We start from the raw sequence: 20,220 nt of genomic DNA, 5'->3' as shown, positions 1-20,220 counted from the left end.
CTTTTGTCGAGCGAGCGAAACTCATGCATCCTGCCGGCTTCCCGCATCGCCCGGAGCCGGCCATGACGTATCTGCTGCCGCCACTCAATGCCCTGCGCGCCTTCGAGGCCGCCGCCCGCCATCTCAGCTTCAAGCAGGCCGCTCACGAGCTGCACGTCACGGCCGGTGCCGTCAGCCAGCAAGTCCGCCTCTTGGAGGAGCGGCTGGGGGTGCAGCTGTTCGAGCGACGGACACGGCAGATCATTCTGACTGCTGCCGGCGAAACCTATCTGGCGCGGGTCCGGGAGGCGTTTCGCTGTCTTGCCGAGGCCACCGCCGAGCTCAAGCCCGAGGGCGCCACAAGCCTGCTGCATATCGGGCTCCACGCCAGTTTTGCGATCGATGCGTTGCGGGCGCGCCTGGCGCAGTTCCGCCGGGCCGAGCCCCAGCTCGCCATTCGCATCAGCCAGCCAGCGGGGCTGCACGAGCTGCTCGAAGGCAAGGTCGACGTCGTGATTGCGGACAGGGTGCAGCGCTGTCCCGGCTACAGGTGCGAGCCCCTGCAGAGCGGCTTCCTGATCGGGCCGCTCGGCACCGCCGATTGCCCGGAGATCGAAACCTTGCGGTCCTGCCTGCTTGGCGATGTCGAGCGCGCGCGGACGGCCGCGCCGAGGGCGCCGCTGGCCGCCAGTGCGGCAGGCCCGGCACGCAGACCATCCAAGCCGTTCTTTTCCGCCTGAACGGGCCGGTTCGCAGGCATTTGCCATGACGGCTTCGCGCGCCGGCCGTAACCGCCGGTTAACCATGGATATTTACGGTGTCGAAAGCCTCTGAACTGTGACTGTCAGTTGATTTCGAGTCGAGCCCATGGCGTTCGGTAGCCGCGCAACTCCGCGAAGCATCGCCCCGACGGAGCCTGCGGCTTCGTGGGAAGCGCCGCGGGCTGCGCGGATGAAACCTGACGGCGCCGCGCCGGCGCTGATCAAGGGATCGCTGACCGTCACCGGTGTGCTGTCTTTCCTGCGCGAGAACGGCCGGCGCATTCTGACGCTGGCGGTGGCGCTGTTCGCCCTCGGCGTCGTCGTTCTGATGATTCTGCCGGTCCGGTACGCCGCGACCGCCCTGGTCGTGCTCGATCCCCGGGAGCTGCGCGTGACCTCGGATCAGGAGGTGCTGCCGGGCATCGGCCAGGACGCCGCGGCGCTTCAGAGCCAGATCGAGATCGCCAAATCGGACGGCTTTCTCCGCCCCCTGATCGAGCAGCTCAAGATCGCCGATGACGATGACATCGCGGGCGGTCATACCGACATGACGCGCCTGCTCGAGAAATTCCGTAACCGCCTCGAGATCACGCGGCGCGGGCTCACTTACGTCATTGCCATTTCCTTCACCTCGAACCGCTCCGAGCGCGCCGCCTACTACGCCAACGCCATCGCCGCGGCGTTCGTTGCCAGCCAGGGCCGCGTCCGCACCGAGGCCACGGACGAGGCGGCCGACTGGCTCAAGGACCGGCTGAAGACGTTGAACGAGCGGCTGCGCGCATCGGAAGACGCCGTCGCCGCCTTCAGGCTCGAGCACAAGATCCTCAATGCCGGCAAGGATTCAACCACGCAGCAATTGCGGGTGACCGATCTCAATCAGCAGGTCTCCGCCGCCCGTCTTCGCACCGAGGAAGCCAAGGCGCGCTACGAGCAGGTGCAACGCGATCTCAAGGCCAATGTCGAAGGTCCCGTGAAGCAGGACCTGCTGAGCATGCTGCGTGCGCAGCGCTCGACGCTGAACGACCAGATCGCGCAGAAGAAGGCGGTGTACGGCGAGCGCCATCCCGACCTCGCGATCTCCTACAGCCAGCTGGCCGATATCAACCGGCAGATCGAGGTCGAGCGGAAGAAGAACATCGACACCGCCAAGTCCGAATATGAGGCTCAGCTGGAGCAGCAGAACGCGCTGGAAAAGCAGCTCAAGGCGGTCGAGACGCAGATGCTGGTCGACGGCCAGGCGCTGGTGAAGCTGCAAGAGCTGCAGCGGGACGCCGATGCCAACAGGAACATCTACGAGCAGTTCCTGTCGCGGTTCAAGACGACCAATGAGCAGCGTCAGCTGCAAAACTCCCAGACCAAGATCGCTTCGCCCGCCATTCCGCCGCTGCGCTCGACCCGTCCGCCGCTCGCTTTGCTGCTGGCGGCGCTGGCGATCGGCTCGCTGCTGACATCGACCGCCGCCACAGCGGCGATGACGAGCATGTCCGGCGGGCCTGGGCCTGCCGAGGCCGCCGTGCATGCGGGGGCGCAGGACACGCAAGTCCAGCAGCAGGCCCAAACTCAAGTCCAGCCTTCCGCCGCTGCCGCGCCCCGGCCCGAGGCGATGCCGCGCCTTCCCGTCTGGGCCCGCATTCCTGATCTGGCGTCCGGGACTGCGACCAACACCGTCTGGCAAAGACCGATCGCCGCCTCGGTCGAACTCGATCTCGGCGCCTATCTGCGGCCGCTGCTCGAGCGGATCGATCGCGTGCCGGTGCGCGGTTGCAAGGTCGCCCTCGTGCTGTCGGTCGGCAAGAGTGCCGGCGGCAACACCGTTGCGCGCTCGCTCAATCGCGCCGCCGTGAACCGCGGCATGATGAGCGTATTGATCCGGCTGCAGCCGGAGTTCGCAGGTCACCAGCCGCCGGTGACCGAATGGAACGACGGCTCGACCACGGCGGGACTTCAGTCGATCGACGAGCTTCTCAGTGCCGGCCGAAAGGCAGATGCGAGGCCCGAGGACGATATTCGTTCGGAGTTCGATCTGATCATCGTCCATGCCGGCAATCTCGCCTTGCAGCCCGACGCCATCGCGCTGGCGGCGCATGCGGACCTGATCGTCCTCGTGGCGCGCGCCGGCGAGCTCGGTTCGGCGGCGATGCGCCGGGTGACCGCGGCGTTGTCGCGGTATGAGGCCGTGCCGACGGGTCTGGTCGTCAATCACGCGCCTGCGGGTTCGCAGGCGCCGCACCCCGAGGACGGCGCATTGGGTCTTGCGGTTTGACGATGACAGCGTCGCGCCGTCGTTGGCTGACTGCTGCGATGCTGCTGTCGATCTCATTCGGAGCGCCGGCCTTCGCCGACACTTGCGTGCCCGTGCCGCAGACGGTCGCGCCGGCGAGGCTCGCCGCATTGTCGCGCGGCTTCAATGCCGACGGCTGGATCAACGGTGAGGTGCCAAGCCGCGAATTGCTGCAGCAATTGCGTAGGGCGGGCATGAGCCATGTCCGGCTGCCGGTGCCGGCCGAGCGCGTGATGCCGCGTTTCGCTGCAAAGGCCGAGCGCGACGAGACGCTGCGTGTGCTCGACAAGGCGCTGAAGCAGCTCGCCGCACTCGGCTACGCTACGTCAGTCGATCTTCATCCCGGCGAGCGCTTCAATCGCCTGCACAAGGAGGATCCGGATGCGGCGCTGCGCGAGATGCAGGACGCCTGGAGCGGACTTGCAGAGGTCATTCGCTCCTATCCGGCCGACCGCGTCTTCGCCGAGCTGCTCAACGAGCCTGATATCGACGCCGACACATGGCAGAGGCAGGTCGAGGCGCTCGCCGGCTTCGTCCGCAGATTGCTTCCCGCCACCACCCTCATTGTCGGCCCCGTCAACTGGCAGCGCGCGGACTCGCTGCCGCGGTTTCGTCCGCTGGCGGATCCCGACATCGTCTATGCCATCCACTTCTATGATCCCATGGTGTTCACCCATCAGGCTCACTGGGATGCGAAGGATCCGCTGCACGACATCATCGATCTGCCTTATCCGATCAATGCCGGCGATCCCAAAGTGCAGGCGCTGCGCCAGGATCTGCAGGCGAGGGGCGCGACCCATGCGCTCGGCATGCTCGACGTCGCAATCGCCGCCGCCAAGGACAAGCCGCAGGCCGATCGCTGGCTCGCACCGGCGCTCGCATGGCAGCAGCAGTTCAAGCGACCGATCATCGTCAACGAGTTCGGCGTGCTGAAAGCCGGCGCGCCGAGACAAAGCCGGCTGCGCTGGCTGGCGGACGTCACCGCTTATGCCAGGGAGCATTGCTGGGGCTGGACGCATTGGGAGCTGGCGCAGGGCTTTGGCCTCGTCGATCGCAGCACCGGCAGGCCCGATCCCGACGTGATGCGGGCGCTGCTCGGCGCGCCCCGGCCCGGCCGGCGCTGACATCGCACCGGTTCGCTATCGTTAAGGAATCCTTTCACATCGCCCCGCTATCGTGCTCGACGCGCGCTGCCAAAGGACGATTGATGGGGGTCGGTGACTTAACCCAGGTTCAGACCGTGCCGGCCGAGCCATCGCCGCCGGCCTGGCGCGAGCTGGTTCCGACCCTCTGCATCGCCGTGGCGGCGATCGGCTTTGCTCCGGTCCTGCATTTGGCCTATCCGGCCCTGGCCATCGTGGTCGAGGTCCTCATCGGTATCGCCATCGTGCTGGCGGTCCCGACCTACGCGCCGGCCATCGCCATCTTCGTCCTGTTCTTCCAGAACCTGTTCGTCTCGATCCTGTCGCCGCTGGTCCCGCTGCCGTCCGATCTCGACTTCATCAAGGGCTACAATTTCCTCGTTTGCTCCGTGATGTGGCTGGCGACGTTCGGCCTTTACGTGCTGGGCCAGAGGAATCATTCGGCTGAGGTGAACCAGATCATGCGCTGGGGTGTCGTCACCCTCGCCGTGGTGTCGCTGTATTTCGCGATCGGCTTCATCCAGGACGGACAGCCGGCTGCGGTCTATCTGCGCAATATCGTGCTGCCGCTGTTCCTGTTCCAGCTCTCGCTTCTGACCGCCGCGACCTATGAGGTGCGCATCACCCCGTTCCTGGTGACGCTCGCGGTCATCCTTCTGCTGTGCGGGTATGTCGAACTCGTCTTCCGCGATCTCTGGCTGGCCATCACCAACAGCTATACGTTCTGGGGGTTCGACGAGCTCAAGGCGACCCATTCGGGTGTCTGGGAAGCCCAGATGCGGGCCACCGGCAACGTGCCCGTCGACCTCAAGGACCGCTTCAGCTTCGATTTTCTGAACACGCCCTTGCTCGAAGGGTTCGGCCTGTCGAAGATGCTGCGCATCAACGGTCCGAACATGCACCCGATCAGCTTCGCTTACGGCGTCGGCTTTCTCGCCCTGTTCCTGTTCTCGGTGGGACGGCCGCTGCTGGCCCTCGCAGCACTGCCGCTGCTGATCTTTTGCAGCGTGAAGGGTGCACTCATCGTGGTGATCTTCGTGGTCGCGGCCTGGATCGCGACCCGTCTGATCGGCGCCGTGGTGACGTTGTTGCTCGGCTTCCTCGGCATGGCCGCCTTCGCGGTTCTGGCGATCCGCCTCGGGCTGCAGATCGGCGACTATCACGTCATTGGACTGATGGGCGGTTTGGACGGATTCGTGCAGAGACCTTTCGGCCGGGGCCTCGGCATTGGTGGCAATTTGTCGGAGAGCTACTTTTCCATCGACTGGAGTGCCGCACAGGCCGCCGGGACGATCGACGGCGCGGTCGAGAGCGCGATCGGCGTGCTCCTGTACCAGATGGGCGTTGGCGCCTTTGTGCTGCTGGCCTTCTATTTCGCGATGGCGCTTAGGGCATGGCGCCTCTACGCCTCATCGGGCTATCTGACGCAGGGTCTCGCCGGCTTCGGCGTCATGGTCGTGCTGCTCAACGGATTGTTCCAGGAAGAGGCCTTGTTCGCGCCACTCGCGCTCGGGCTCATGCTCTCGCTCACGGGCCTCGTCATCGGCAGCCATGTGAGAATGCAGGCCGTCGCCCGCGAGGGTGCGGCAGTCGAGCAGCTCACCGGCTACCAGTCCGTGGCGTAGCTCAGCGTCAGGCGCGCACACCTGAACGCTCCGACGCAGGAACTTCCACTTTTTCCCGGCGTTGGTCTCGCGGGTCGCAGCACAAACGGCCGGCTCCGCACGATGAAGAACTTCTCCAACGCTGAATTTTCACCCGAGGTGATCGCGATCATGACGGGCGCCCTGGAAGCCGCGGTTGCGAGCCTGCCGGAGCCCGTGCAAGCTTCGCACGTCAACATGCTCGCCGAATCCATCCTGCGCACGGCCGCCGCGGGCGAGCGCAACGTTGCCAACCTGCAAAGGATCGCCTTGATGGAGCTGCAACTGGTGCCGCGCGAGTGATGAGGTGGACATGAAGACGACATTCGCAGCTGTCGCAGCGCTCCTTGCCACGCTGTCTGCCGCCCAGGCAGAGAGCTGGACGGCCTACCGCATCGCCGAGTCCGGAACATCGGTGGACATTCCCGTTTCGCTCTTCACGGAGTTGGCGGCCAAGCCCGACGGCTTCGGCCAGCAATTTCGCACCTCCGACGGCAGAGCCGATCTCACCGTACAGGCCGTTTCCAACAGCCAGGGTCTTTCGCCGGCTGCATTCCTGGCCACGAAGAGTCCGCCGTCCGGCATCATCTACAAGCGTGTCGCCCCGAATTTCTTCGTCGTCTCCAGCATCAAGCGCGACAAGATCTGGTACGACCGCTGCAACTTTGCGCGCGGCTATGTGCACTGCGTGCTGATCAATTATCCCGCGGCCGAAAAGCGGCAATGGGACCGCGTTGTCACGCGGATCAGCCACAGCCTCAGCGGCGGCGGCTGAACTCATCTGGAAAAGAGCTGCCCGAAACGAGCTCGTGCCCAAGTCACGAGGCGCCAGTCTGACGCGCTCTGATCGGCCCGGCTCTTGTGAATCGTCCTGATGGTTAGACTGCCGCCCGCCTTACCGCCACCCCAGCGCCGGTGCCACGTGCTTCAGGATCGCCTCGATCGCATGCGCGCAGTAATCGACCCCTAACTGGTTCGGGATCGTCAACAGCAGCGTGTCTGCCTCCGCGATCGCCTCGTCCTGGCGCAGCTGCTCGATCAGGGCATCGGGCTCGGCGGCATAACTCCGGCCGAAGATCGCCCGGGTCTGCGGGTCGATGAAGCCGATCTGGTCCTCGCCTTCGCCGCCCCGGCCGAAATAGGCACGGTCGCGATCGTCCATCAGCGCAAAGATGCTGCGGCTGACGGAGACGCGGGGCTCACGGGTGTGGCCGGCCTCCTTCCACGCCGCGCGATAGGCGCGAATCTGCGCGGCCTGCTGCACGTGAAAGGCCTCGCCGGTCTCGTCGTTCTTCAGCGTCGAGCTCTGCAGATTCATGCCGAGCTTCGCCGCCCACACCGCGGTGGCGTTGGAGCCGGCGCCCCACCAGATCCGCTCGCGCAGGCCTTGCGCATGCGGCTCGATCCGCAAGAGTCCCGGCGGGTTGGGAAACATCGGCTGCGGATTTGGCTCGGCAAAGCCTTCACCACGGAGCAGGTCGAGAAAGACTTCCGCGTGGCGCCGGCCCATGTCGGCATCGCTCTGGCCGTCAGCGGGCCGATAGCCGAAGTAGCGCCAGCCGTCGATCACCTGCTCGGGCGAGCCGCGGCTGATGCCGAGCTGCAGCCGGCCGCCGGCGATGAGATCGGCGCTGCCTGCGTCCTCCACCATGTAGAGCGGGTTCTCATAGCGCATGTCGATCACGGCCGTGCCGATCTCGATCCTGCTCGTCCTGGCGCCGACCGCCGCGAGCAGCGGAAAGGGCGAGGCGAGCTGGCGCGCGAAATGATGCACCCGGAAATAGGCGCCGTCCGCGCCCAGTTGCTCGGCCGCGACCGCAAGCTCGATCGATTGCAGCAGGGTGTCTGCGGCCGAGCGGGTCTGCGATTGCGAAGAGGGGGTCCAGTGTCCGAAGGAGAGAAAGCCGATTTTCTTCATGAGGGCTAGGTATGCATGACCGGAAGAATTTGCGAGACGTTGGCCCGAGGGAAAATGGCGGCGAGGCGTGTGGCCGTAAGTGCTGGGAGGAAGCAGGCCCGGGTTCGCACCACGACGTCAGGTCGTTCGACTTTGATCTGTCGTGCCCGGAAGCGGCCTCAGATTTCGCAACCGGTCAAATTCAATGCCTTGAGTAGGCCACCGAACGCCTTCAGTCGACAGGGCTCGGTCTCGCTGGCGGCCTTTGCACGCTGAGCATTGGCAGCTCGCTTGGCAACAATTGCCTTTGGCTTCGGCTTGGGACGTTCGGCGGTCGCGATCGTCTTCGCATCGCGCCGATGACGGACGATCGGTTTCGGCGCGGTCGAATCGACTTGGATGTCTTGCGGAGCAACGGGGTTCTCGACCGGAGCAATTTGTGTCGGCATCGCGCTGCTCACAGCGGCAACCTCGAGGCGATCGGCCTTCGGCAACGCGTCAGGTGACGCAGAGACGGTTGCGCTCTGCTCGGCAAGGGGCGGGGCGATCGCGACGGCGCGACGCGGTGGAGCGCTCAGCTCCATTGCCGACAGCACCCCTGCACTCAACAGGATGAGGAGGCCCAACAACGCCATTTTCAGCATAAAGCGCCTCTAACCCGGGGTTAGTGCCGCTGAAAATTCTCCGCTGCAATAAGGCAACTTGTCGGCGATTGCCGACCTACGGCCAATCATTTGCCGACAGGGTTAACGTCGGTGCTGCTTTCTGCAGACCGTACGTCGTCGTCGGAAAATGGTGTGTTCGCGGCCGCGACCTGAGCACAAAGAGAGCCATCGTCATGTCTCCTGTTTGAGGGAAGCCGGACGCCGCCTGACCGAATAGGCGGGCGCTGCTTGTGACCCAAAGCGGTCCTTCGCCACGCCCTTGAAAGGCGCCCGGGAGCATCTAGATAACATCCATAGACCATCCAGGGGGATGGAAATAATGGATGTACCCATGGCCGATAATGTGCGCGAGCTGCGACCCAAGGCCCCCGACACCGAGAAGATCACGATCAACCTTGGCTATGTCGACCTCGGTCATGTCGATCTCATGGTGCAGGAAGGGTTCTATTCGAACCGGACCGATTTTATCCGGACAGCAATCCGGAACCAGCTCGAGCGCCACGTAGAGGTCGTCAGACAATCCACGGCCCGGAAGAACCTGGACCTCGGGCTGCGCAACTACACTCGCGAGGATCTCGAAGCGGCGCGGCGCGCCGGCGAAATGCTGCAGATCAATGTTTTGGGCTTAGCCACCATCGCCCAGGACGTCACTCCCGAGTTGGCTCGCGCCACAATCGCGTCGGTCTCGGTGCTGGGGGCCCTTCACGCCACTCCCGCGGTCAAGGCCGCTCTCGCCGACAGAACGAGGTGAACGATGCTGAATCAAGTCATAATCCGCGAAGCAACCCGCCTCACGCGTGCCGGCCAACTGGTCGAGGCCACCGCGCTCCTGCAGCGCATGCTCCGCGGCGGTAGCGCTCCAAAACCAGAGCATCGCAACGCCGCTCAGGCTCGGCTCCCGCGGCTCGATCCGCTTACCATCGACGCTACGGCCGACGTCGTCGAGGAGCGGGAAGCTCCGCAGATCTCGCCGGCCCGCTCTGATCAGCGACGCAGGCGCTCCTCACCGCTCGACGGCATGCGGGATTTTTCCGGGCTCGGCCTGCGAAGTCCGATCGCACGCGCTCCTCTGTCCCCGTCGGACATGGTGCCCGAGGGCACACGGTTTATCGCCGGTACCTTCAGTAACGCCGCGGGAAGCCGGACCTACAAGCTGTTCATCCCAAGCCGCTGTGAGGGACGACGGCTTCCGCTGATCGTCATGCTTCATGGATGCACCCAGTCGCCCGACGATTTCGCGGCCGGCACCCGGATGAACTTCCTGGCGGAAGAGCAGAATTGCTTCGTGGTCTATCCTGAGCAACCGAACGGAGCCAACCCATCGAAGTGCTGGAACTGGTTTCGCACGGGCGACCAGCGCCGCGGCGGGGGCGAGCCCTCGATGATCGCCGGCATTACCCGCCAGATCATGCGCGACCATGCGATCGATCCGAAGCGCGTATATGTCGCGGGTCTGTCGGCCGGCGGGGCCGCCGCCGCCATCATGGGCGCAACGTATAGCGACCTGTACGCGGCGGTCGGTATTCATTCAGGCCTCGCGTGCGGAGCCGCGAGCGATCTTCCCTCCGCGTTCGTCGCCATGCGGCAGGGAGGCGGCTCCAAGGCAATTGCGGACGGCAAAACTTCTGTGCCGACCATCGTTTTCCATGGCGATCGCGACACCACGGTGCATCCAAAGAATGGCGATCAGATAATCGAGCAGTCCACCAGGGCAACGAGGCCGACGACGAAGGTACTTCGCGGACGCGTGCCCCACGGCCATGCCTATACTCGCACCGTCCTGATCGACGGGGCCGGTCGGGCGATCTCCGAACACTGGAACATCGATGGCGCTGGACACGCGTGGTCAGGCGGCAGTCCCGCCGGGACCTACACTGATCCGCAGGGGCCGGATGCGACGAGGGAAATGCTGCGCTTCTTCCTCGAGCATTCGCTCGGTGGGTAATCTGGCTTCACCGCCCGATCCGAAGCTACCGGCACCGACAACGTCCTCCGGACGATAGGGCTGCTGCAACATCAGGGGGTACCGGGCGGGGCGCGACGGGCGAGAAATCGGTCTCAAAGATCACCGGGAGTTTGGGATCATCCTCCCGGCAACGTTCGGCGATCCGCCATCCGTCAATGCCCCGTTTAGCTTGAGGTCCGTGATGAGACGTCGACGACTCGCCGCGCGCACCATGCCCTGGCCGTCAGTCACACGGATGACGTCGTGCCCTTCCTCTCGCCTTCACCACGAACTGCTAGTGACCAGAGCATTCAAATTGCTCCAGCGATGCGGTCTATCAAGGGCCGATGCTGACCTCCGAAGGTTCGCTTCGAGGAAGTCTCGCGATCAAGGCATGACTGCTTGCGTAGTTGCCGCAACTTAAAGCGGTCTTTGGAGAGCACAACGAGCGAAGAGCTAATTGTTCTCAGGCCAACGCCCGTCGAGCATAGGTCTGGAAGATCGCCAGCTAGACGTTTGTTGGTTGGAGTTGCTACCTGAAATCATCGTCCAGTCGCAGAACGTGCGATTGATCTCAGTTCATGCGGGTCTCCAACAATGCGCGGGTTTGGAACGCCACATCCCAAAGCCTGTTGTCCGTTCAGAAATGACCGTTGTGGTCGCACCCTCATGTTCTTGGAGCGCCAGATGAGCAAACGCAAACCGGCACCAGCGTCAAAGCGCGCCCGCAATCCGAAAATGGCCGCGCGGGCCCAACGGAACAAGCAGGCCATTGTTAGAAGCCCGAAAGAGGAATTTCTTCGCTCTGCTGCGGCAGCCTCGATTGAACCGCCTCCTAAGCTTCATGATGATCCTGGACACGAGGTTCCTGTCATTGAGCCTCGGGTGGATGCCTTGCCAGGTGACCTCAGTCAGAGAATGATCGGCAGCGATCCAATGAAAGGCTTCGCTTTAGCCACGGCAAACATGCAGGCGTACCAAGCAAAGCTTCTTGAGATAGCCCAGGCCAACGTGCAGTTCACTTTTGATTTCGGCCTGAGACTTGCGACGATCGGGTCACCAACTGAATTTTTCGCCGTCATTACCGAGTTTACAAGCAGACGGGCCGAGATGTTCGGGCAGCATTCGAAAGAATTGGCGGCATATCCGTTCTGGCGCATCAAGCCGGCCCCAGAGCTCGCGGCTCTGCCGGGACGATAACTGCAAGCCATACCCGCTGCGGCTAAGGATGGACGCAAACGCGAATCACGCACGCGCCGATCACGGTTGCTTGCTTTCGGCTGGGGAGCGCGGCTCACAACAACCCAGAGCGGGCTCGGTGCCGCCGATCCGAGGGACCCGCGATCAGGAATGTAGGTTGACACGATGTCCACAACAGAAGCCGTTCTGCTGATCGTTTTGGCGGGACTTGTCGTTCTGATCCTCGGCAACATCGCGTTTCAGGTGACAGCGGAGCGAAAGAATCCGCCTATCGGCGTCTTTACCGATTGCGACGGAGTGCGCCTTCACTATATCGAACGGGGCGATGCCGCTGCGCCTTGCGTGGTCCTGTTTCACGGGAACGGCACCATGATTCAGGATCTCGTCCTGAGCGGTTTGGTCGACCGCCTGGCCCACGACTATCGCGTCGTTTGCTTCGACCGGCCAGGGTTTGGCTACAGCGACCGTCCGCGCACGCGCATCTGGACGCCTACGACGCAAGCTTCCTTGTTCGCGAAGGCTCTTGATCAGCTTGGAGTGCGCAATCCCGTGGTGCTCGGCCACTCCTGGGGAACGCTGGTGGCAATCGCGCTGGCGCTGCGAAGCGGTTACGCCGTGAGTGGGCTCGTGCTCGTGTCCGGCTACTATTTTCCAACCTCACGGATGGACTTTTGGCTCATGTCAGGTCCGGCACTGCCGCTGCTCGGGGATCTGATGCGCTACACGATCTCGCCGATCATATCGTGGGCTATTGCGCCGAAGCTGATGCGCACGCTGTTCGCGCCGGGTGCCATTCCGCCGAAATTCAAGAATGAATTTCCGATCTCGTTGGCTCTCCGGCCCAAGCAGTTGAGGGCGGCCGCCGAGGAGAGCGCGTTCCTTATTCCAGCTGCCGCGCAATTGCAGCTTCAGTATCAGGGCATCCGGTGTCCCGTTAGGATCCTGCATGGAAAGGGTGACCGGCTCATCGAGGCCGACCAGTCGCGCCGCCTGCACGAGGCGTTGCCCCGCTCCTTGCTACATCTGGTCGAGGATGCCGGTCACATGGTTACCTATGCAGATTCGCCGGGAATAGCGGATGCCGTGGCTGCGCTGGCGCTCACCGCACCGCTGAGGACCGCATAGGGTTTCCTTTTGCAATGCGGGCGTCCGGAAGTGGCCAGTGGCTGACTTCAGCCCAGCGCGCGGGGGTCCGCTTCCCGAGTCAGACTGGACCGATGGGCCATGGTGGTCCGATGGTAGCTTTGACCCTGAAAGCGAAGTGACGCCGCTGGGCGCTGAGGTCAGCTCATGTTGGCACAGCGGACGGGATTTGCTCGGCCAGAGTTCTTCGCAGTTTGACCCAAACCGGTCATTTCCCTAGACAGGCTGCCTCGCCGGGGGAATGATGGAGCTCTAGGCGAACTGGGGCCGCCGTCATGGACCTGGGAGGTTGGCTACGGAGGCTTGGCCTCGAACAATATGAGGCGGCATTCCGCGAGAATGAGATCGACGATACGGTCCTGCCGAACCTGACGGCGGAGGACTTGAAGGACCTTGGTGTCGGAATTGTCGGGCATCGCCGCAAGCTGCTCGACGCCATCGCCGCCTTGCGTGCTGAAGCGGGCGCACGGGCGCCCCTATCCGACGCTTCTTCGGCAACCTGTAAAACCGCTAAGGACACCGCCGAGCGCCGCCAAGTCACCGTGATGTTCTCGGACCTAGTCGGTTCGACGTCGCTCTCCGCACGTATGGACCCAGAGGACCTGCGCGAGATCATTTCGGCGTATCAAACGTGCATCGCCGATACGGTACGCCGCTTCGGGGGCTTCGTTGCGAAGTATATGGGCGACGGCGTGCTGATCTATTTCGGCTACCCGCAGGCTCACGAGGACGACGCTGAGCGAGCCGTTCGCGCAGGATTGGAAGCGATTGGCGCGGTTGGTGCGCTCGAGTTTTCAGTTCCGCTGCAAACCCGCATCGGTATCGCGACGGGCCTGGTCGTCGTCGGCGACTTGATCGGCACGGGATCGGCACAGGAGCAGGCGATCGTCGGCGAGACCCCAAATCTTGCTGCACGGCTTCAGAGCGTCGCCAAAGCGAACGCGGTGGTCATAGCTGAGAGCACGCGGAGACTGCTCGGGAACCTGTTCGATTTGGCGGACCTCGGATTGCACGATCTCAAGGGCATCGATGCGCCGACGCGAGCCTGGGCAGTGCTACAAGTGAGTTCGGTGGAAAGCCGTTTCGAGGCGTTCCACGGAAGTGGGCTGACCGAGCTAGTCGGACGGCAAGAAGAACTCGATCTGCTGCTACGGCGATGGCGGCGGGCGGCGAGCGGTGAAGGTCAGGTCGTACTGCTTGCTGGTGAGCCAGGTATCGGCAAGTCGCGATTGATAGCGGCGCTTCAGGAGCGCCTTCAAATCGAGCTGCACACCAGCCTTAGGTACTTTTGCTCACCGCAGCGCGTCGACAGTGCGTTCTATCCGATCGTTACACAGCTGGAGCGCGCTGCCGGATTTTTGCGCGAACATACGCCGGAGGAGCAGCTTGACAAATTGGCGGCGCTGTTAGCGCCGGCCTCACCTCCGCAAGAGGATCAGGCCTTGCTGGCTGAGCTGCTATCGATCCCGTTCAAAGGCCGTTTTCTGCCTTTCCAGTTAACGCCTAGGGGCAAAAAGGAAAAAACTTTCGAGGCGCTGCTTCGGCAGCTCCATGGTCTAGCGCTGCAACGACCGGTGTTGATGCTCTTTGAGGACGTGCACTGGATCGATCCCAGCTCGCGCGAACTGCTCGACCTTGTAGTCGAGCGGGTCCAGCATCTACCGGTGTTGCTGGTTATTACATTCCGTCCCGAGTTCGAGCGCATCTGGGCCGGGCAGGCGCACGTCACAATGCTGTCCCTCAGCCGGCTCGACCGGCGCGAGGGCGCTGCGTTGGTTCAGCAGCTCATCGGCGAAGGGACGCTAACGAGTGATGTCGTTTCGGAGATTGTCGCGCGCACGGATGGGGTGCCGCTATTTCTCGAGGAGCTGACGAAGGCGGTGCTGGAGGCAGATGACCGCGGCGCCAAAACCGCACTCTCGCGTGTTTCAGCGACGGCGCTTGCAATTCCGGCCACTCTGCACGCCTCGCTGATGGCGCGCCTTGATCGGCTCGGATCACCCGTGAAAGAGGTGGCGCAGGTGAGTGCTGCCATCGGTCGAGAGTTCTCCTACGAACTATTACAGGCCGTAGCGCAGCGGAACTCAGCTGAACTGGATAAAGCGCTCCATCAGCTGGTATCTGCCGAATTGATTTTCCGGCGCGGAATGCCACCAGACGCGGAATACAGCTTTAAGCACGCCTTAGTGCAGGATGCGGCCTATAGCACATTGCTGCGCGGAGCCCGTCACAAGCTGCATGCACGGATTGGCAAAGCGCTCGAACAGCTCTTTCCTGAGCTTGGCAGCATCGAACCCGAGCTGTTGGCGCACCATTTCACGGAGGCCGGAGAGGCAGAGATCGCGATTTCATATTGGTTGAAGGCCGGGCGGCGTGCGGCGGGGCGCTCCGCCGACGAGGAGGCCGTGCGTCATCTCAGACGGGGCCTGGAGATGTTAATGATGCTGCCGCATTCGACACAGAAGGATCAGCAGGAACTCGAATTCCAGCTCGCCTTGGGCACGCCCTTGGCGGCTCAGCATGGCTATGGCAACCCACTCGTGGGGGCTGCACGCGATCGCGCGATCGCCTTGTGTGAAAAGTTGGGCGACACGGAGCACCTGTTGCCGAGCCTCTACGGGCAGTATGCCTATTGCATAGCGAGCGGCAGGATCCCGAAGGCACTTGAGTATTCGCAGCGCTGCCAATCGCTGGCCGCGCATACCGGTGACCGCGCGGCGCGACTGATCGCGCACCGCGCCATGGGCGCGTCGCTGCTTGAAATGGGCGAGTTCGAGGCCGCGAAAGCACAGCTGGAACAGATCCTTGCAATCGACAGGATCGAAATGGACCAAGCTCTTTCGGTGCTTTACCTCGCGGATCCGCACTCGTCAGGCCTTGCCTATCTGGCACTGAGCCTATGGGCCTTGGGATACCCCGACCAGGCAGTCGCAGCACGCCAGAAGGCAATTAAACATGCCCTTGACGCAAACCACGCGAATACGAGCGGCATCGTTGGCATCTATGCTGGCGCACAGTTGTCCGTGTTGCTCGGCAAGATGGCCGACGTCAAGAACTACGTTGAAAACCTGAACGCACAACTTGGATCGCGCGTGCCGCTCTGGGCCATTAGTTGCGGTCAAATACTGAGCGGTTGGGCAATCGGGTGTGCAGAGCGGCTGGAAGACGGCATTGCTCTAATGAAACACGGAATACATGCCGCCGAACAACAGGTTCGGTTTCATTCTCCGCACTACCATTCACTCCTTGCGGTCCTGCAAGCACGCGCAGGAGATATGCAGGGTAGCCTGAGCGCGATCAGAAAAGCCACCGAGCTGATAGCCGACACAGGCGAATATCTCTGGCAGGCCGACGTGCTCAGAATTGAAGGCGAACTCCGATTGCTTTTCGGAGCATCCATGGAAGCGGAAGCAATCCTTGTTCAAGCTCTCGAACTCGCCCGCAAGCAGCGGGGAAGATCGTTCGAGCTGCGCGTCGCTATGAGCATGGCGCGGCTCTGGCGCGATCGAGGCAAGCGAAACGAGGCTCGCGAACTGCTCGCGCCAATCTACGACTGGTTCACCGAAGGCTTCGATACCCGCGATTTGAAGGAAGCGAAGGCCCTGCTCGAGGAACTCACGTGAAAGGCGAAGACCTGCGACTTCCGGTAATGGCCCATCGGCGAAGTTGCCCCTCGGCGGTCGGTAGTCCGCTCGTTGAGCCAGAGCGGACCAGATTTGCTCAACCTGAGTTCTTCGCGTTTTGACCCTAAGCGGACCTGCGCCCATACCGCCTTATCGATCCCCTGCAAGTGCAACAACCATCGAGACGTGATACTCTGCGTCCCGTCGTCCTCAATCTGCGATGAGGATTGAATGAAGCGGCGAGAGTTCCTGGCGGGCACTGCGGCGCTGCTCGTTCAGCCGGGACATTTGCACGCGCAAGGGAAGCCTCGGCGGATGGGTTTCCTTGGCCTCTGGGCGGATGATCCGACTCGCGACCCCATTCACGCCGCATGGCTCAGCGGGTTGCTGGAGAAGGGTTGGATCGAGGGCAAGAACCTGCTTGTAGAATATCGTTACGCCCCGGATCGTTTGCCAGCTTTAGCCGCCGAGCTGGTCGGCTTAACTCCCGATGTGCTCGTCGCCCCTGGGCCGCTGGCAGTGCAAGTCCTGAAATCAGTAACCTCCACCATTCCGATTGTTTTCGTGGCTGTCGCCGATCCCCTGGGGCTGGGCCTCGTGCAAAGCCTAGCGCGACCAGGCGGCAACATCACGGGTGTTGCGACCATGGTTCCCGATGACTTCGGCGCGAAACGCCTCGAAATCCTCCGCGAGCTCGTCCCCAGTGCCTCGAAAATTGCTATCTTGATCAACCCGAACAACCCGATGCACAGACTTAACTTCGGAGAATTTTTGGCTCGCACCGCCCAGAGGCTCGGTGTCACTTTGCTGACAGTTGAGGCTACGGCGCCCGACGAACTTGACGTTGGATTTGCGTCGGCCGCCGCCCAACATGCCGACGCCGTGCTGGATATGGGTGACAGTCTGACCTTTTTCCAAGCTCCCCGAGTGGTCGCGCTCGCCGCGAAGTATCATCTGCCGACAAGCTACTTGTTCCGACGATGCGCCGACCTCGGGGGGTTGATCGTCTACGGCCCCGATTTTGTCGATCTGTACCGCCGTGCAACCGGATATGTCGATAAAATCCTCAGAGGCGCCAAGCCCGCCGATCTGCCGGTAGAACAGCCGACCAAATTCGCGCTGGTGATCAACTTGAAGACGGCAAAGGCGCTCGGCCTCACCGTGCCGCCCTCGTTGCTCGTTCGCGCCGACCACGTCATCGAATAGAGATGCCGTTCGCTGCGGTGCATGAGTCTGCGCCTGGCCCTTTTCGTCCGCGTTCGACGCTTGGCTCGACGTCAGCTCTCAGGGGCATGGCGGACTAGATTTGCTCATACCAAGTTCTTCGCAGTTTGGTGCGCATGGGTCTGCGTCTAGCTCAAAATTTCCGGGAACCATTTCCGTTCCGACCCATCCAACGGGAGCGCCGCAATCACCGGCAGCGCCTCCGGACGGCAACGCGCGCACGGCGGCAGTTGCGCGGGATGTTGGCTGCAATGCCTCAGGAAACCGATGTAAGGAGGTACCCATGGCAAGGCCTCGTTCGACTTCCATCAGCAGACGAAGTGTGGTCGCAGGACTGGCGCTGACAGCCGCGCCCGTCGCTTTGGCTGAAGCCAATCAAGCGCGTGCGCAGGCCCAGCAAACCACTCCGGATCAAAGCCTGTATGAACGACTTGGCGGCGTCTTCGCCATTGCAGCGGTCGTGGATCACTTCAGCGACGCTGTCGTAAAGAACGCCGTCGTCGGTCAGAAGTCAAAAAATCCGCAGTTGAGGGAATGGCACACCAAAAATCTGAAACGCTTGCCTGGTCTCAAGTTCATGCGAACACTTTGGGTCTGTGACGTTTCGGGTGGGCCGTTCCAGTTCAAGGCCACCAGGCCGGGGACGACGCCCCTTGGCCTTGAGGAGGCGCACCGGGCCTTGCGGATCTCCCCGGCGGAATTCGACGAGGTCGCTGCTGAACTCGGGCGGACACTTGACTTCGCCAAGGTCCCGAAGCGCGAGAAGACCGAAGTGCTGGCTGCGTTCGCCAGCCACAAAGATGAGGTTACCGCCGGTTACGTATCGAGAGCCAAGCGCGGTTGAAGCATCCCGTGGTGCCGAACGACGAATTGCGACCTCACGCGTAGGCCACCCAGCCGCGGAAGGCGAAGCCGGTGTAGAACAGCGTGGGATCGGTGAAGCCGGCCTCGCGCAGGATCACCTCATCCTGTGCGGGTGCGAGAATCTCCAGATGGTTGGTGACGGCGTTCCGCGCGGCTGCCGCCTGCTCGGGCTCGACGCCGGACGCAGCCAGGAACGCGGAGTAGCGCGACAGCCACAGCGGGCGCTCCTGCTCGCCGTCGGGCGCGCTCAGATGCGCGACCACGAACGGTGCGCGCGGCTTGAGCCGGCGGCGGACCTCCGAGGCGATGCGGCGCCGCTCGGCGACATCGACGAAGTGCAGGGTCAGCAGGCAGGTGGCACCGTCGAACGGTCCCTCCGGCGCATCGTCGATATAGCCTTGATGAAGGCGTGCACGTGGTGCCAGCGATCCCAGGGTTTGCCCGGCCAGCGCCAGCATCGCCGCGGACGGATCGACGCCGTCGAAGCGCCAACCGGGATGCGCTTGCGCAAACGCTTTGAGCTCCAGGCCGCCACCCGCGCCGAGGACGAGCACCTGCCCATCGCTGGGGACGCTTTCGGCGAGCAGAATCGCCGTCATGGACTGCATGGCGTCATAGCCCGGCACGAAGCGCCGCGGCCCCTCGGTGTATCTCGCCACGAATTGCGGATCAGAGAATGCGGCTTGAATGTCGGTCATGATGTTGTCCCCGTGAATGGAGCCGTTCAGGCGCGATGCGCGCTGATGTCGTGGATCTTTCGAGACCCGATCCGCTTGCGCAGGTCCTCGCCCAGCATCGCCAGCGTCACCTCGCCGAGCCGCGCCAGCAGCAGCGCCTCGGCATCGTCAAAGGCCTGATCGAGCGCGGCATTGACGGCCTGCTCGACCAGACAGCCGGGCGCCTCCGTCCGGTTGCCCATCGCCAGAAGCGGGGGATTGCCGAGCGCGGCATAGACGTCGCGCAGCGTCACCTTCGACAGGTCGCAGGCGATGGTCCAGCCGCCGCCATGCCCCTTCTCGGAGCGCACGTAACCGATCTCCCGCAGGCCCGCCATGATGCGGCGGATCACCACCGGGTTGGTGTCCATGGCCTTCGCCAGGGTTTCGGATGTGAAGGGACCGGGCTGCTGGGCCATGTGGAGAAGAACGTGCAGCACGCCGGAAAGGCGGGAATCTCGTTTCATGTAACTTTATATGTTACGTGATGACGAAAAGGTCAAGCGACTTTGCTGACGCCGACGCACGTAGCTCCCCGATGATCCCGCCATGCCCCTGTTTTGCTCGACGGAGCAACCTGTCCTTGCTCCGCACATCGAGCGTTTGCACGTCTCCTAAGCCATTGATCCCGCTCATGCCGTCTACTGTGCATGGGGTTGTTTTCGACATTTTTGTTCTGGCAGTCCCAAACAACCGAGGTCGCCATGCCGATTTGTCACGGTGACGCCCCTGCGTGCGAAGAGCACCATCTGGCCCGGGCGACCGTATGGATTTTTCGTCCTGTCCCTCGCGCGGCGCCGTTTTTCATCAGTCCATTTTTGGGAGGCGCATCATGCACGTCTATAATGTGGTCAGGTTCAAGGTGAAGCCGGGTGAGGAAGCCGCCTTCCTCGACGCGCACCGGAACGGCAAGGCGAAATGGCCTGGCCTGGAGCACGGCGTCATCATCAAGACCGGAGAGCAGACCTTCTGCCTGATCGGCACCTGGGCCAGCCAGGAGGCAATGGTCGCGGCACGATCGGCGATGATCAAGACCCTCGACAGTTTCAGGTCGGTGCTCGAAGACCAGGGCAACGGACGCGGTGTGACTGATGCCGTGTCAGGGGCAGTGGTGCTCGCGCTGTAGCAGGCGAGCGG

General features: G+C 63.0%; 18 protein-coding genes. 14 read left to right on the top strand and 4 right to left on the bottom strand.

The window, feature by feature from the left end; genetic code table 11:
* Positions 1-62 precede the first annotated feature (62 nt).
* From XI03_RS17320 to XI03_RS17295, 6 genes are all read left to right on the top strand, one after another.
* Positions 63-719 carry a LysR family transcriptional regulator gene (locus XI03_RS17320; protein ID WP_271592776.1) on the top strand — a complete coding sequence of 219 codons (657 nt, stop codon included), beginning with the start codon at positions 63-65 and terminating at the stop codon, positions 717-719.
* 127 nt (positions 720-846) lie between these two features.
* Positions 847-3,003: an exopolysaccharide transport family protein gene (locus tag XI03_RS17315; RefSeq protein ID WP_271592775.1), complete on the top strand. Its 2,157-nt coding sequence runs from the start codon at positions 847-849 to the stop codon at positions 3,001-3,003.
* A gap of 2 nt (positions 3,004-3,005) precedes the next feature.
* Entirely contained in the window at positions 3,006-4,145 is a 1,140-nt protein-coding gene (locus XI03_RS17310; RefSeq protein WP_271592774.1) for a glycoside hydrolase family 5 protein, read from the top strand.
* 83 nt (positions 4,146-4,228) lie between these two features.
* A complete protein-coding gene (locus XI03_RS17305; protein WP_271592773.1) occupies positions 4,229-5,788 on the top strand; it encodes a hypothetical protein in 1,560 nt (519 codons plus the stop codon).
* 102 nt (positions 5,789-5,890) lie between these two features.
* Complete coding sequence (locus XI03_RS17300; protein WP_028140810.1) at positions 5,891-6,109, top strand: hypothetical protein; 219 nt, start codon at positions 5,891-5,893, stop codon at positions 6,107-6,109.
* 10 nt (positions 6,110-6,119) lie between these two features.
* A complete protein-coding gene (locus XI03_RS17295) occupies positions 6,120-6,581 on the top strand; it encodes a hypothetical protein (protein ID WP_271592772.1) in 462 nt (153 codons plus the stop codon).
* 120 nt (positions 6,582-6,701) lie between these two features.
* Here XI03_RS17295 and XI03_RS17290 read toward each other — a convergent pair whose 3' ends face one another.
* Positions 6,702-7,724 carry an LLM class flavin-dependent oxidoreductase gene (locus XI03_RS17290; RefSeq protein WP_038972251.1) on the bottom strand — a complete coding sequence of 341 codons (1,023 nt, stop codon included), beginning with the start codon at positions 7,722-7,724 and terminating at the stop codon, positions 6,702-6,704.
* Between the two features lie 158 nt (positions 7,725-7,882).
* The gene (locus tag XI03_RS17285) at positions 7,883-8,347 is read right to left on the bottom strand and encodes a hypothetical protein (RefSeq protein ID WP_038972250.1); all 465 of its coding nucleotides are present in this window, start codon (positions 8,345-8,347) and stop codon (positions 7,883-7,885) included.
* A gap of 352 nt (positions 8,348-8,699) precedes the next feature.
* On the opposite strand from XI03_RS17285, the gene XI03_RS17280 reads away from it, so the two are divergent.
* The 7 genes from XI03_RS17280 to XI03_RS17250 all read left to right on the top strand — a co-directional run bounded on the left by XI03_RS17280 (position 8,700) and on the right by XI03_RS17250 (position 18,347).
* A complete protein-coding gene (locus tag XI03_RS17280; protein WP_028140806.1) occupies positions 8,700-9,119 on the top strand; it encodes a CopG family transcriptional regulator in 420 nt (139 codons plus the stop codon).
* Positions 9,120-9,122: 3 nt separating this feature from the next.
* Positions 9,123-10,313: an extracellular catalytic domain type 1 short-chain-length polyhydroxyalkanoate depolymerase gene (locus tag XI03_RS17275; protein WP_271592771.1), complete on the top strand. Its 1,191-nt coding sequence runs from the start codon at positions 9,123-9,125 to the stop codon at positions 10,311-10,313.
* A gap of 687 nt (positions 10,314-11,000) precedes the next feature.
* Positions 11,001-11,513: a phasin family protein gene (locus XI03_RS17270; RefSeq protein ID WP_038972264.1), complete on the top strand. Its 513-nt coding sequence runs from the start codon at positions 11,001-11,003 to the stop codon at positions 11,511-11,513.
* A 165-nt stretch (positions 11,514-11,678) separates the two neighbouring features.
* Positions 11,679-12,638, top strand: a complete 960-nt coding sequence (locus tag XI03_RS17265) for an alpha/beta fold hydrolase (protein ID WP_271592770.1) — start codon at positions 11,679-11,681, stop codon at positions 12,636-12,638.
* Positions 12,639-12,931: 293 nt separating this feature from the next.
* The gene (locus XI03_RS17260; protein WP_271592769.1) at positions 12,932-16,279 is read left to right on the top strand and encodes an adenylate/guanylate cyclase domain-containing protein; all 3,348 of its coding nucleotides are present in this window, start codon (positions 12,932-12,934) and stop codon (positions 16,277-16,279) included.
* Between the two features lie 231 nt (positions 16,280-16,510).
* Positions 16,511-17,485: an ABC transporter substrate-binding protein gene (locus XI03_RS17255; protein WP_271592768.1), complete on the top strand. Its 975-nt coding sequence runs from the start codon at positions 16,511-16,513 to the stop codon at positions 17,483-17,485.
* A 301-nt stretch (positions 17,486-17,786) separates the two neighbouring features.
* On the top strand, positions 17,787-18,347 hold the full coding sequence (locus XI03_RS17250) for a group I truncated hemoglobin (RefSeq protein WP_271592767.1): 561 nt from the start codon (positions 17,787-17,789) through the stop codon (positions 18,345-18,347).
* 34 nt (positions 18,348-18,381) lie between these two features.
* Here the strand turns inward: XI03_RS17250 and XI03_RS17245 are convergent, their stop codons facing one another.
* Complete coding sequence (locus XI03_RS17245) at positions 18,382-19,065, bottom strand: class I SAM-dependent methyltransferase (RefSeq protein ID WP_271592766.1); 684 nt, start codon at positions 19,063-19,065, stop codon at positions 18,382-18,384.
* Between the two features lie 26 nt (positions 19,066-19,091).
* On the bottom strand, positions 19,092-19,550 hold the full coding sequence (locus tag XI03_RS17240; RefSeq protein WP_038947373.1) for an Rrf2 family transcriptional regulator: 459 nt from the start codon (positions 19,548-19,550) through the stop codon (positions 19,092-19,094).
* Between the two features lie 365 nt (positions 19,551-19,915).
* On the opposite strand from XI03_RS17240, the gene XI03_RS17235 reads away from it, so the two are divergent.
* On the top strand, positions 19,916-20,209 hold the full coding sequence (locus XI03_RS17235) for a DUF718 domain-containing protein (protein ID WP_212246087.1): 294 nt from the start codon (positions 19,916-19,918) through the stop codon (positions 20,207-20,209).
* Positions 20,210-20,220 lie beyond the last annotated feature (11 nt).

The organism is Bradyrhizobium sp. CCBAU 65884 (assembly GCF_028128835.1).
GTDB classification, from domain to species: Bacteria; Pseudomonadota; Alphaproteobacteria; order Rhizobiales; family Xanthobacteraceae; genus Bradyrhizobium; species Bradyrhizobium ottawaense.
This window is presented reverse-complemented; position numbering and strand designations above follow the sequence as displayed.